Annotated in this window: 10 protein-coding genes; all 10 read left to right on the top strand. The window is 69.0% G+C overall.

The features are described from left to right. Positions 1-75: 75 nt before the first annotated feature. The 10 genes from ACFRMN_RS02230 (at position 76) to ACFRMN_RS02185 (ending at position 13,442) form a co-directional block, all read left to right on the top strand. Positions 76-2,697: a valine--tRNA ligase gene (locus ACFRMN_RS02230; protein WP_383011886.1), complete on the top strand. Its 2,622-nt coding sequence runs from the start codon at positions 76-78 to the stop codon at positions 2,695-2,697. Positions 2,698-2,825: 128 nt separating this feature from the next. Continuing rightward, entirely contained in the window at positions 2,826-4,340 is a 1,515-nt protein-coding gene (locus ACFRMN_RS02225) for a bifunctional folylpolyglutamate synthase/dihydrofolate synthase (RefSeq protein ID WP_383011884.1), read from the top strand. A gap of 5 nt (positions 4,341-4,345) precedes the next feature. Continuing rightward, positions 4,346-4,699 (top strand): DUF4233 domain-containing protein, encoded by a 354-nt coding sequence (locus ACFRMN_RS02220; protein WP_383011882.1) that lies wholly within the window; start codon positions 4,346-4,348, stop codon positions 4,697-4,699. A 64-nt stretch (positions 4,700-4,763) separates the two neighbouring features. Then, a complete protein-coding gene (gene ndk, locus ACFRMN_RS02215) occupies positions 4,764-5,177 on the top strand; it encodes a nucleoside-diphosphate kinase (protein WP_383011880.1) in 414 nt (137 codons plus the stop codon). A 248-nt stretch (positions 5,178-5,425) separates the two neighbouring features. After that, positions 5,426-6,445, top strand: coding sequence for a rod shape-determining protein (locus ACFRMN_RS02210; RefSeq protein ID WP_030352375.1), 1,020 nt, complete (start codon positions 5,426-5,428; stop codon positions 6,443-6,445). A 131-nt stretch (positions 6,446-6,576) separates the two neighbouring features. After that, positions 6,577-7,605, top strand: a complete 1,029-nt coding sequence (gene mreC / locus ACFRMN_RS02205; RefSeq protein ID WP_383011878.1) for a rod shape-determining protein MreC — start codon at positions 6,577-6,579, stop codon at positions 7,603-7,605. Between the two features lie 11 nt (positions 7,606-7,616). After that, positions 7,617-8,285, top strand: a complete 669-nt coding sequence (gene mreD, locus ACFRMN_RS02200) for a rod shape-determining protein MreD (protein WP_383011876.1) — start codon at positions 7,617-7,619, stop codon at positions 8,283-8,285. A gap of 97 nt (positions 8,286-8,382) precedes the next feature. Further along, complete coding sequence (gene mrdA / locus ACFRMN_RS02195) at positions 8,383-10,581, top strand: penicillin-binding protein 2 (RefSeq protein WP_383011874.1); 2,199 nt, start codon at positions 8,383-8,385, stop codon at positions 10,579-10,581. 3 nt (positions 10,582-10,584) lie between these two features. Beyond that, complete coding sequence (rodA, locus tag ACFRMN_RS02190) at positions 10,585-11,784, top strand: rod shape-determining protein RodA (RefSeq protein WP_383011871.1); 1,200 nt, start codon at positions 10,585-10,587, stop codon at positions 11,782-11,784. A gap of 83 nt (positions 11,785-11,867) precedes the next feature. Continuing rightward, positions 11,868-13,442, top strand: coding sequence for a CHAD domain-containing protein (locus ACFRMN_RS02185; protein ID WP_383011868.1), 1,575 nt, complete (start codon positions 11,868-11,870; stop codon positions 13,440-13,442). Positions 13,443-13,492 lie beyond the last annotated feature (50 nt).

The following is a 13,492-nucleotide window of genomic DNA, read 5'->3' as shown; positions in this document are numbered from 1 at the left end:
GGGTCACCCGGGGCCGCACCGTTACCGAACTATCCCGTTTCAGTACGGGGCCGTGACACCTCTAAACTGTGCCCCGTGACCGAGAACACTCAGCAGCAGCCAGCCAGCAACCCCGAACTGCCGACCCAGTACGTTCCGGCCGAGGTAGAGGGGAAGCTGTACGAGCGCTGGGTAGACCGCGGTTACTTCGAGGCCGACGAGAAGAGCGAGAAGGCGCCGTTCACCGTCGTCATCCCGCCGCCGAACGTCACCGGCAGCCTGCACCTCGGGCACGCCTTCGAGCACACGCTCATCGACGCCGTCACGCGCCGTAAGCGCATGCAGGGTTACGAGACGCTGTGGCAGCCCGGCATGGACCACGCGGGCATCGCCACCCAGAACGTCGTCGAGCGCGAGCTGGGCAAGGAGGGCAAGTCCCGGCACGACCTGGGGCGCGAGGCGTTCGTCGAGCGCGTCTGGAAGTGGAAGGCCGAGTCCGGCGGGCAGATCTCCGGCCAGATGCGCCGGCTCGGGGACGGTGTCGCCTGGTCGCGTGAGCGCTTCACCATGGACGAGGGGCTGTCCAAGGCCGTCCAGACGATCTTCAAGCGGCTCTACGACGACGAGCTGATCTACCGCGCCGAGCGCATCATCAACTGGTGCCCGCGCTGTCTCACCGCGATCTCCGACATCGAGGTGGAGTACCAGGAAGACGACGGCGAGCTGGTCTCGCTGAAGTACGGCGAGGGGGAGGACTCCGTCGTCGTCGCGACCACCCGCGCCGAGACGATGCTCGGTGACACGGCCGTCGCCGTCCACCCCGACGACCCGCGGTACGCGCGTCTCGTCGGCAAGCGGATCAAGCTGCCGCTCACCGACCGTACGATCCCGGTCGTCGCGGACACCCATGTCGACCCGCAGTTCGGTACGGGCGCCGTCAAGGTGACGCCCGCGCACGACCCGAACGACTTCGAGATCGGCAGGCGGCACGATCTGCCGAACATCACGGTCATGGACGAGCGCGCCGTGATCACCGTCCCGGGTCCGTTCGAGGGGCTCGACCGGCTGGAGGCGCGCAGCGCCATCGTCGCCGCGCTGCGGGCCGAGGGCCGTATCGTCGCCGAGAAGCGCCCGTACACGCACTCCGTCGGACACTGCTCACGCTGCAAGACGACCATCGAGCCGCGCCTCTCGCTCCAGTGGTGGGTCAAGGTCGGGCCGCTGGCCAAGGCCGCCGGGGACGCCGTCCGCGACGGCGAGGTCGCGATCCACCCGAAGGAGATGGAGTCCCGCTACTTCGGCTGGGTCGACAACCTCCACGACTGGTGCATCTCCCGGCAGCTGTGGTGGGGCCACCGCATCCCCGTCTGGTACGGGCCGAACGGCGAGACCGTCTGTGTCGGTCCCGACGACGAGGCGCCGACCGGCGCGGGCTGGACGCAGGACACGGACGTCCTGGACACGTGGTTCTCGTCGGGGCTGTGGCCGTTCTCCACGCTGGGCTGGCCCGAACAGACCCCGAGCGTCGAGAAGTTCTATCCGAACTCGATCCTGGTCACCGGCTACGACATCCTCTTCTTCTGGGTCGCCCGGATGATGATGTTCGGTCTGTACGCGATGGACGGCACGCCGCCGTTCCACACCATCGTGCTGCACGGCATGGTCCGCGACGAGCACGGCAAGAAGATGTCGAAGACCTTCGGCAATGTCGTCAATCCGCTGGACTGGATGGACAAGTACGGGACGGACGCGGTCCGGTTCACCCTGGCCCGCGGTGCCAACCCGGGCGTCGACGTGCCGATCGGCGAGGACTGGGTGCAGGGCTCCCGGAACTTCGCCAACAAGGTCTGGAACGCCACGCGCTTCGCGATGATGAACGGCGCGACCGTCCAGGGCCCGCTGCCCGACGCGGCCGAGATGTCCGCCACCGACCGGTGGATCCTGTCGCGGCTGAACGCCGTGGTCGCGGAGGTCGACGCGTACTACGAGGACTACCAGTTCGCGAAGTTGTCGGACACGCTCTTCCACTTCGCCTGGGACGAGGTCTTCGACTGGTACGTGGAGCTGTCCAAGACCACCTTCATCGAGGGCGGCGAGGCGGCGAAGGTCTCCGGACGGGTCCTCGGCGAGGTCCTTGATGTCACGCTGCGTCTGCTGCACCCGATCATCCCCTTCGTCACCGAGACGCTCTGGACCACGCTCACCGGCAAGGAGTCGGTCGTCGTCGCCGACTGGCCGGCCGACAGCGGGTTCCGTGACGCGACGGCCGAGCGGGAGATCGAACACCTCCAGCTGGTGATCACCGAGGTCCGCCGGTTCCGCTCCGACCAGGGTCTCCAGCCCGGCCAGAAGGTCCCGGCGCGGCTGGATCTCACGGGTACGCCGCTGGCCGCGCACGAGGCGGCCATCCGGCAGCTGCTGCGCCTCCAGCCGGAGGGCGAGGGCTTCCACGCCACCGCGACGCTGCCGGTCGAGGGGGCGACGGTCGCGCTCGACCTGTCGGGCACGATCGACGTCGAGGCGGAGCGCAAGCGCCTGACGAAGGACCTCGGCGCGGCGGAGAAGGAGAAGGCGCAGGCGACGGCGAAGCTCGGCAACGAGGCTTTCCTCGCCAAGGCCCCCGACAATGTGGTCGAGAAGATCCGCGGCCGGCTCACCAAGGCCGAGGCGGACATCGAGCGGCTGACCGCGCAGCTGGCGGGCCTGCCCCAGGGCTGACCCGCCCCAGGCCGACCGCCTCACGAGCACCCGACAGCGGGGCCCCTGCCATCCGGCCGGGGCCCCGCTGCCGTACCGAGCCGGGGCGCGGGGCGACCGGTGTCGGTGGTGCTCCGTAGACTGGTCGCGTGAGCGAGCACCGTCCTTCCGACCAGCCCGGCGAGTACGACGAATTCGATGAGATCGTCGACGCCGCGACCGACCGAGACCCCGACCTAGCGGTGATCGAGGCCGGCAGCCGTACGCTGCGCGCCCAGGCCGGGCCCGCGCGGGACGACGGCGTCCCGGCACGCCCCGAGGACCCCGAGGTGGACAAGGCGCTGCGGGCCGTCGAGCAGGAGCTGGCGGGCCGCTGGGGCGAGACGAAACTCGACCCGTCGGTCGCCAGGATCAAGGGCCTGATGGATGTGCTGGGCGATCCCCAGCGCGCCTATCCGTCGATCCACATCACCGGCACCAACGGCAAGACCTCCACGGCCCGCATGATCGAGGCGCTGCTCGGCGCGTTCGATCTGCGTACCGGCCGGTATACGAGCCCGCATGTCCAGTCCATCACCGAACGGATCAGTCTGGACGGCGCCCCGATCTCCGCCGAGCGGTTCATCGAGACGTACGAGGACATCAAGCCGTACGTCGAGATGGTCGACGGCGCGCAGGAGTACCGGCTCTCCTTCTTCGAGGTGCTGACCGGCATGGCCTACGCCGCCTTCGCGGACGCGCCGGTGGACGTCGCCGTGGTCGAGGTCGGCATGGGCGGCACCTGGGACGCGACGAATGTCATCGACGCCTCCGTCGCCGTTGTCATGCCGATCGATCTGGACCACACGGACCGGCTCGGCTCCACACCCGGCGAGATCGCCGTGGAGAAGTCCGGGATCATCAAGCCGGGCGCGACGGTCATCCTGGCGCAGCAGCCGGTGGACGCCGCGCAGGTGATGCTGAAGAAGGCCGTCGACGCGGACGCGACGGTCGCCCGCGCGGGCATGGAGTTCGGTGTGGTCGCCCGCGAGATCGCGGTCGGCGGCCAGCTGCTGACCCTGCGCGGTCTCGGCGGTGAGTACGAGCAGATCTTCCTCCCGCTGTACGGCGCGCATCAGGCGCAGAACGCGTCGGTGGCGCTCGCCGCCGTCGAGGCGTTCTTCGGGATCGGCGCGCAGCATGCCCGCCGGCTCGACATGGACACGGTCCGCAAGGCGTTCGCCTCGGTCTTCTCGCCGGGCCGCCTTGAGGTCGTACGGCGCTCGCCGACGGTGGTGCTGGACGCGGCGCACAACCCGGCCGGGGCGCGTGCCGCGGCCGATGCCCTCACCGAGTCGTTCGGCTTCAGCCGGCTGATCGGTGTGGTGGGTTCCAGCGACGGCAAGGACGTCCGCGGGGTGCTGGAAGCCCTGGAGCCGATCTGTACGGAGATCGTCGTCACGCAGAACTCCAGTTTCCGCGCGCTGGGCGCCGACGAGCTGGCGGCTGTCGCCGTCGAGGTCTTCGGGGACGACCGGGTCCAGGTCGAGCCGCGCCTCGATGACGCGCTGGAGGCGGCGATCACGCTCGCCGAGGAGGAGTCCGAGTTCGCGGGCGCCGGGGTCCTGGTCACCGGCTCGGTGATCACGGTCGGCGAGGCCCGGCTGCTGCTGAGGAGGAGCTGAATCCCATGCGTACGCTCTGTGCGTCCACACTGATCGGTGAGTTCTTCGTGATCGGCTTCGCCGGTCTCGTCGCCATGAAGTCGGACGATCTGTCGGTGGGGACGGTATGGACGGTCTGCGGTATCGCGATGCTGCTGGCCGTGCTGCTCTGCGGGGTGATCACTCGTCCGGGCGGCATCCAGCTCGGCTGGGCGCTCCAGGTCGCGCTGGTCGCCAGCGGTTTCGTGGTGCCCGCGATGTTCGTCCTCGGCGTGATCTTCGCCGCCCTGTGGGGGGCCTCGGTCCACTTCGGGCGGCAGATCGACGAGGCGAAGGCGCGCTGGGCCGAACAGTCATCGGCAGAGGCTGACGCTGTGTGATCGACGGTGTGGTATGCCCTGTAGCCTCTGAGGGCCCGCATCCCGTATAGAAGGAGCCCGCACAGTGAGCCAGCGCACGCTTGTCCTGCTCAAGCCCGACGCCGTACGCCGCGGCCTGGTCGGTGAGATCGTCGGCCGTATCGAGCGCAAGGCCGGCTGGACCATCAGCGCCATGGAGCTGCGCACGCTCGACCAGGACACGCTGGAGCAGCACTACGGCGAGCACAAGGGGAAGCCCTTCTACGAGCCGCTGGTCGAGTTCATGGGCTCCGGCCCGGTCGTCGCTCTGGTCGTCGACGGCGAGCGGGTCATCGAGGGCGTCCGGGCGCTCGCCGGTCCGACTGACCCGATCGCCGCAACGCCGGGGTCCATCCGGGGGGACTTCGGGACCATCGTCCGGGAGAACCTGATCCACGCTTCGGACTCCGAGGAGTCCGCCATTCGGGAACTCAAAATCTTCTTCCCGGGACTTTCCTGACCGCGTGTCAGCCAAACGGAGCTGATGGCCTGGGGCGACCGAAGGAATTCGGTCGCCTTTGGGCATATCTAAGCCACTTTCGGGAACGCATCGGTCCGACACTTCGTCACCCTTACTGAGGTGGGCCACCGCGCCGCCGTCCTTGCGACGGCACTACGATGGAAACCTCCAAGCCACAGCACCCACCTCGCCATCCTGAAAAGCCATCAACGCTTGGGAAGGCCAGACGCATCCTCATGGGGAACAACATGTCGTTCATCGGCCGTGACATGGCTGTCGACCTCGGGACCGCCAACACGCTGGTGTACGTCAGAGGCCGGGGGATCGTACTCAACGAGCCGTCCGTCGTCGCCATCAACACCAACACAGGCGGTATTCTCGCGGTCGGCGCCGAGGCGAAGAAGATGATCGGCCGGACACCGGGCAACATCGTTGCCGTCCGGCCACTGAAGGACGGCGTTATCGCCGACTTCGAAATCACCGAGCGCATGCTGCGCTACTTCATCCTGAAGATCCACAAACGCCGCTATCTGGCGCGTCCGCGGGTCGTCGTCTGTGTGCCCTCCGGTATCACGGGCGTTGAGCGCCGCGCCGTCATCGAGGCGTCCACCCAGGCGGGTGCGCGCCAGGTGCACATCATCGAGGAGCCCATGGCCGCGGCCATCGGCTCCGGACTCCCCGTCCACGAGGCCACCGGCAACATGGTCGTGGACATCGGCGGCGGTACGACCGAGGTCGCCGTGATCTCGCTCGGCGGAATCGTCACGGCACAGTCCATCCGGGTCGCCGGTGACGAGTTGGACAACGCGATCATCCAGCACATCAAGAAGGAGTACTCACTCCTCCTCGGTGAGCGGACCGCCGAGAGCATCAAGATCACCATCGGTTCCGCGTACGACCTCGACAAGGACGAGCACACCGAGATCCGCGGCCGTGACCTGGTCTCCGGGCTGCCGAAGACCGTGGTCATCTCCGCCGCCGAGGTCCGCAAGGCCATCGAGGAGCCGGTCAACGCGATCGTCGACGCGGTGAAGACGACGCTCGACAAGTGCCCGCCCGAGCTGTCCGGCGATGTGATGGACCGTGGGATCGTTCTCACCGGCGGCGGCGCCCTGCTGCGCGGTCTCGACGAGCGGCTGCGCCGCGAGACCGGGATGCCGATCCATATCGCCGAGGACCCGCTGGACTCCGTGGCGCTCGGATCCGGCAAGTGTGTCGAGGAGTTCGAGGCGCTTCAGCAGGTGCTGGACGCGCAGCCCCGCCGATAACGGAAGAGTCCCCGTCCCCCTGGTCCTCCGGCCCGGGGGGACGCCCGGCAGGGGCCTCCTCCAACTCCCGCGCGGCGAATCGTTGATATAACCGCAGAATCATTCCTACGAGGAAGGCACGGCCGCCGCACGTGAGGGACACACGAGAGAGCCGTTTGCTCCTGGTGCTGCTGATCGCCATCGCGTTCGCACTGATCACGGTGGATATCCGCGGTGGCGAGGATTCCCCGGTCGACGGCGCGCGGCACGCCGCCGCGACGGTCTTCGGTCCGGTGGAGAACGGTGTCGCGTCCGCGGTCAATCCGGTGGGCAATGCCATAGGAGCGGTACGGGATTCCGGCGCGCGGCACAATCGCATCGCCGTGCTCCAGAAGGAGAACACCGAGCTGAAACAACGGCTCGGCAGTGACGACCGCAATCGCAGCCGGGTACGCGAACTGGACAAGATGCTCGCGAAGGCCGGCGCCGGTCAGTACGGAATCAAGGGCGCCGAGGTCATCGCCATAGGAGCGGCCCAGGGATTCTCCTGGACCATCACCATCGATATCGGCGCCAAGGACGGCATCACGCGCGATATGACCGTGCTCAATGGTGACGGACTCGTCGGGCGTGTCACGACCGTCGGCCCGAGCACCTCGACCGTATTGCTCGCCAATGACCCGGACTTCACCGTCGGCACCCGGATGGAGAGCAGCGACGAACTGGGCTTCGCCACCGGCCAGGGCGACCGCCCGCTCTCCGTCCAGCTCCTCAACGGCAAGGCCAAGATCAAGAAGGGCGACCGGCTGGTCACCTTCGGATCCAGCAAGGACAAGCCGTTCGTGCCCGGCGTCCCGGTCGGCGAGGTGATCCAGGTCGACCCGTCCGGCGGCGATCTGACCCGGACCCTGTACGTACGCCCCTTCGTCGGCTTCACCAAGCTCGACCTCGTCGGCGTGGTCGTGGAGGCTCCCCGGCAGGACCCGCGCGACACGGTCCTGCCGCCCAAGTCGAGGCCCACCCCGACGCCCACCGTCACCGTCACGGTCACCCCGTCGCCCAACGCCAACACCGAGGCGAACGGCGAGGCCGGCACCGGCAATCCGGACGCCAACGCCAATCCGGACCCGAACGCCAATCCGGATCCCAACGCCAACGGCCAAGCAGACGACCAGGAGTAGGGCTGATCCCCATGCGCTTCAACCGGATTCTGCTCTCGACCACGCTGGTCGTGGTCGCCCTCGTCATCCAGGTGTCCGTACTCGCCAGACTCCAGCTCCCCGGCGCCGTCCCCGATCTGATGCTCCTCGTCGTCCTCGCCCTGGCCTTCGTGTACGGCCATGTGGGCGGCGCGTTCATCGGCTTCGGCGCCGGACTGCTGGCCGATCTGGCGCCGCCCGCCGACCACGCCGCCGGCCGCTACGCCCTGGTGCTCTGCGTGATCGGCTATCTGGCCGGACTGGCACGCCCCGAGAAGGGCCAGATGCGCTCGGCGTTCGTGCCGATGGCCGCGGTCGTCGGCGCGGCGCTCGGTTCGACCCTGCTGTACGCGGCGGTCGGCGCGCTCGTCGGTGACACCTCCGCCCGCCATGTCGGTCTGGCCGGCCTGCTGTTCACCGCCGCGGTCTACGATCTGCTGCTCGCGCCGTTCACCGTTCCGCTGATCATGTTCCTGGCCAGACGCGCGGAGAACGATCCGCTCGCCGAGACCCAGAGCAGCGGCGGCGCCGATGTCGCGGCCGGCTGGACCACCACCGGCACCGGCCTGCGGATCGGCGACCAGCGTGGCGTACTGCGGATCAAGGCCGCCCGTAACCGCGCCGCGCGGGCCGGACGTATCAAGGGGGTCAAGCGACTGTGACTCCGCATCACCCGGCGGCCGGCACGCGGACGCCCGCGCGTACGGCCGGCCACGCACCGTCCGGCCGTACCGCCCGTAGCGTCCGTGGGGGATCGCAGTGAGCAATATTCCGGAGACCGGGCGGACACCGCGGGTCCAGATCCGGCTCGTCATCATTCAAGTCCTCGTCTTCTCGCTTCTCCTCACCCTCGGCGGCCGGCTCTGGTACCTCCAGGTCCGCAACGGCCAGGAGTACACGGACGAGGCCAAGAGCAACCACGTACAGCAGGTCGTCCAGCCGGCCGTCCGCGGCTCGATCCTCGACTCCCGAGGCGTCCCGCTCGCCGACAACGAGACCCGGCTCGTCGTCTCCACCAGCCGTACCGAGCTGATGAAGATGGACGACAAGGGCGTGGCCGTCCTGACCCGGCTCGCCGACGTCCTCGACATGAAGCCCAAGGACGTCATGGACAAGGTCAGGCTCTGCGACTCGAAGACGCCCAAGCCCTGCTGGAACGGTTCGCCCTATCAGCCGATCCCGGTCACCGACGAGGCCACCACTCAGCAGGCCCTCCAGATCCGGGAGCGCGCCGAGGACTTCCCCGGCGTCACCGCCGAGCCCACCGCCGTACGCCGCTACACCGCGCCGGGGCTCGCCAACACCGCTCAGGTGCTCGGCTATCTCTCTCCCGTCACCGACGAGGAGATCACCAAGGCCCAGCAGAGCGACTCGCCGTATCTCCGCTCCGACCAGGTCGGCCGTTCCGGCCTGGAGCGCACCTACGACAAGCAGCTGCGCGGCAAGGCGGGAGTCACCCGGTACGAGGTCGACAACCTCGGCCGGGTCATCGGCCAGGCGCGCAACGACGAGGCCGTGCCCGGCGCCAATGTCGTCACCTCGATAGACGCGCGCGTGCAGGCCGTCACCGAGTACGAGCTGAACGAGGCGATGAAGGCCGCCCGCAAGGAGATGGACCGCAACACCGGCCAGCACTACAAGGCGGACTCCGGCGCCGCGGTGGTCATGGAGGCGAAGACCGGCCGGGTCGTCGCGATGGCCTCCCTGCCGACGTACGACCCCAACGCCTGGGTCGGCGGTATCTCCGCCAAGGAGTACGCGAGGCTCACCGGCAAGAAGTCCAACTTCCCGCTGCTGAACCGGGCCATCCAGGGCCAGGCCGCACCCGGCTCGATCTTCAAGGTCGTCTCGTCGACCGCCGCGGTCAACGCCGGATACAAGTTCAACGGCAACTACCCCTGCCCCAGTTCGTACAGCGTCGGCGGTCAGGTCTTCCAGAACTTCGAGTCCAGGGGCTACGGCAGCATCACCCTCGGCAAGGCCCTCGAAGTCTCCTGCGACACCGTCTTCTACGGCATCGCGCACAAGGAGTGGCAGAAAGACGGCGGCATGAAGCCGAAGCACCCCAACGACTGGTTCTACAAGACCGCGCACCAGTTCGGCCTCGGCAAGGAGACCGGTATCGACCTCCCCAACGAGGTCACCGGACGCATCCCGGACCGCCAGTGGAAGCAGAGCTTCTGGGAGGCCAACAAGGTCAGCTGGTGCAAGCAGGGCAAGAAGGGCGGCACCTACGTCGAGAAGATCGCCTACGAGGGGTGTCTCGAAGGCAACCGGATGCGCGCCGGTGACTCCGTCAACTACTCGATCGGCCAGGGCGACACCCTCGTCACCCCGATCCAGATGGCCACGATCTACTCGGCCATCGCCAACGGCGGCACCCTCTACAACCCCACGGTCGGCAAGGCGATCATCAGCGCCGACGGCAAGCGGGTCGAGGAGATCGCGCCCAAGTCCCACGGCAAGCTGCCGACGCGGGGGCAGACGCTGGAGCAGATCAACAAGGCCCTCGCGGCGGTCACGACCACCGGCTCCGCCGCCTGGCGATTCGGCGGCTGGCCGCAGGACAAGATCCCGATGCACGCCAAGACGGGTACGGCGGAGGTCTACGGCAAGCAGACGACCTCGTGGTTCGCCTCGTACACCGAGGACTACACGATCGTCATGACGATCTCGCAGGGTGGTACCGGCTCCGGAGCCTCGGGGCCCGCCGTGCGAAAGATCTACGAGGCGATGTACGGGCTGAACGCCAAGGGCGACCAGGACGTCAGCAAGGCGCTGATGCCCGAGCCGCGCAAGGAACTGCCGGAGATCCAGCCGGACGGTTCGATCGACGCGCCGAAGATCAGGCCGTACGAGCCGGTGAAGGAAACCCCGGACGAGCAGCTGCTGGCGGGTCCGCTCGACACCGACACCGACACCGACACGGACACCGACGTGCCCATTGGGAGGGACTGAGCGATGGCCGGCACAAGTGGCTTCTCGGTCTCCGGATACGGTCCGGAGCGGGGGACCTGGGCCAGGCTCGTGGCCCGCGACTCGATGGCGCGCAGACTCGACTGGCCGCTGCTGTTCTCGGCGCTGGCCCTGTCGCTGATCGGCTCGCTGCTGGTCTGGTCGGCGACCCGTAACCGCACCCAGCTGAACCAGGGCGATCCGTACTACTTCCTCGTACGCCATCTGCTCAACACCGGCATCGGGCTCGCCCTGATGATCGGCACGATCTGGGTCGGGCACCGCCTCATGCGCGGGGCGGTCCCCGCGCTGTACGGGCTCTCCGTGGTCCTGGTCCTGCTGGTCCTCACCCCGCTCGGCGCGACCATCAACGGCGCCCACGCCTGGATCGTGATCGGCGGCGGCTTCACCCTCCAGCCCTCCGAGTTCGTGAAGGTCACGATCATCCTGGCCATGGCGGTGATGCTGGCGGCCCGGGTCGACGCCGGGGACCAGATCCATCCGGACCATCGCACGGTCGCGAAATCCCTCGGCCTCGCGGTCATCCCGATGGTCATCGTCATGCTGATGCCGGACCTCGGCTCCGTGATGGTCATGGTCGTCATCGTGCTCGGCGTACTGCTCGCCTCCGGCGCCTCCAACCGCTGGATCATCGGCCTGGTCGGGGCGGGAGCGGCGGGCGCCGTCGCGGTCGCGGCGCTCGGCGTCCTCGACGAGTACCAGATCAACCGCTTCGCGGCCTTCGCCAACCCGGAGCTGGACCCGGCGGGGGTCGGCTACAACACCAACCAGGCGCGGATCGCCATCGGCTCCGGCGGACTCACCGGCACCGGGCTCTTCCACGGCTCCCAGACCACCGGCCAGTTCGTGCCCGAGCAGCAGACCGACTTCGTCTTCACGGTCGCGGGTGAGGAACTGGGCTTCGTCGGCGCGGGGCTCATCCTGCTGCTGCTCGGCGTGGTCCTGTGGCGCGCCTGCCGGATCGCCCGGGAGACGACCGAGCTGTACGGCACGATCGTCGCCGCGGGGATCATCGCCTGGTTCGCGTTCCAGTCCTTCGAGAACATCGGGATGACGCTCGGGATCATGCCGGTGGCGGGGCTGCCGCTGCCGTTCGTCTCGTACGGCGGCACCGCCATGTTCGCGGCGTGGATCGCCGTCGGACTGCTCCAGTCGATCCGGGTGCAACGGCCGATGTCGGCCTGAGCGACGCCTGAGCGACGCCCGGGCACGCCCCGGACAGGTCCCAGGGGCTGCCCAAGGGCCGCCCCTGGGACTAAATTCGGTACATGGCGGACACAAAGCGAGAGATCGAGCGCAAATACGAACTTCCCGCGCCCTCCGACGCCGACGAACCCTCCGGACTGCCGGACCTCACCGGGGTGAAGGGGGTCGCGTCCGTTCACGCCCGGGGTGTCGTGGAACTGGACGCCGTCTACTACGACACCGCGGATCTGCGGCTCACCGCGGACCATGTCACGCTGCGGCGCCGCACGGGCGGCACCGACGAAGGCTGGCATCTGAAGTTCCCGGTCTCCGCCGGTATCCGCGACGAGATCCGGGCGCCGCTCGCCGACACCCTTCCTGACGAACTCGCCGCGCTGGTCCGCTCCCGCGTACGGAGCGCCGGGCTGAGCCCCCTCGTACGGCTGACGACCTCGCGCGATGTCCTTCAGCTGCTCGACGCGAAGGGCATGCTGCTCGCCGAGGCGAGCGTCGACGCCGTACGCGCGCGACGTCTCATCGGGGACACCGGCACCGGCACCGGCGGCGAGGGCGCCGGGACGGCCTCCTGGACCGAGGTCGAGGTGGAACTGGGCGACGACGCCGAACCCGCGATCCTCGACGCGGTGGAGAAGAAGCTCCGCAAGGCGGGTCTGCGTCCGGCGTCCGCCGCGTCGAAGCTCGGCAGGGCACTGGCCGAGACGGCGCCCGACGAGCCGGGCGGGGCCGGGACCACGGCGGCCAAGGGCGGGCCGCGCAGCGCCGGGGACCACATCCTGGCCTATCTGCGCGACCAGGCCGACGCGATCGTCGCCCAGGACCCCGCCGTACGCCGCGACCTGCCTGACTCCGTGCACCAGCTGCGGGTCGCCACCCGCCGTATGCGCTCCGCCTTCCGTACGTACCGCAAGATCCTCGACCGGTCCGTCACCGACCCGGTCGCCGAAGAGCTCAAGTGGGTCGCGGCGGAGCTCGGTGTCGACCGCGACCATGAAGTCCTCGACGAGCGGCTGGGCTCCCGGATCGACGCGCTGCCCGTGACGCTGCTCCTCGGGCCGGTGCGCGGCCGGCTCCAGTCCTGGGACGCCGCCCAGCGGGCCGGGTCCCGGAGCAGGACCGTCGCCGTACTCGACAGCGAGCGGTATCTGACCCTGCTGGACACGCTCGACGGACTGCTCACCGCGCCGCCGCTGCGGCCGGACGCGGCGCAGCCCGCCACGAAGGCGCTGCCCAGGGCGATCCTCAAGAACTACGAGCGGCTGGCCGGCCGGGTCGGCCACGCGCTGGCGCTCGCGCCGGGCGAGGAACGCGACCTGGCGATGCACAACGCCCGCAAGGCCGCCAAACGGGCCCGCTACGCCGCCGAGGCGGCCCGTCCCGCCCTGGGCAGGCCGGCCAAGCGCTTCGCCGGCCGCATGAAGGACCTCCAGACCGCGCTCGGCGACCACCAGGACAGCGTGGTGGCCCGCGAAGCCCTCCGCGAACTCGCGGTCCAGGCCCACACGGCGGGCGAGTCCGCCTTCACCTGGGGCCTGCTATACGGCCAGGAGGAGGCCCAGGGCGAGCGCCGTGAGCGGGAGCTGCCGGAGCTGTGGGAGAAGGCGTCCGACCCCCGACTGCGGGCGGATCTGACCGGGTGACCACCGGGGTAGGCTGAATGGTCACCCCTGTCAGTCCACGAAAGATCGCC

The sequence above is a fragment of the Streptomyces sp. NPDC056835 genome, assembly GCF_042789485.1.
Classification (GTDB): domain Bacteria; phylum Actinomycetota; class Actinomycetes; order Streptomycetales; family Streptomycetaceae; genus Streptomyces.
Note: the sequence above shows the minus strand (reverse complement) of the source record. Positions and strands in the feature narration are given on the sequence as shown.

Bases quoted from the DNA above. Each gene is read 5' to 3' on its own strand.
- ACFRMN_RS02220 (WP_383011882.1), top strand. From the start codon at position 4,346: ATGCGTACGCTCTGTGCGTCCACACTGATCGGTGAGTTCTTCGTGATC.
- ACFRMN_RS02210 (WP_030352375.1), top strand. From the start codon at position 5,426: ATGTCGTTCATCGGCCGTGACATGGCTGTCGACCTCGGGACCGCCAAC.
- mreD (WP_383011876.1), top strand. From the start codon at position 7,617: ATGCGCTTCAACCGGATTCTGCTCTCGACCACGCTGGTCGTGGTCGCC.
- rodA (WP_383011871.1), top strand. From the start codon at position 10,585: ATGGCCGGCACAAGTGGCTTCTCGGTCTCCGGATACGGTCCGGAGCGG.
- ACFRMN_RS02185 (WP_383011868.1), top strand. From the start codon at position 11,868: ATGGCGGACACAAAGCGAGAGATCGAGCGCAAATACGAACTTCCCGCG.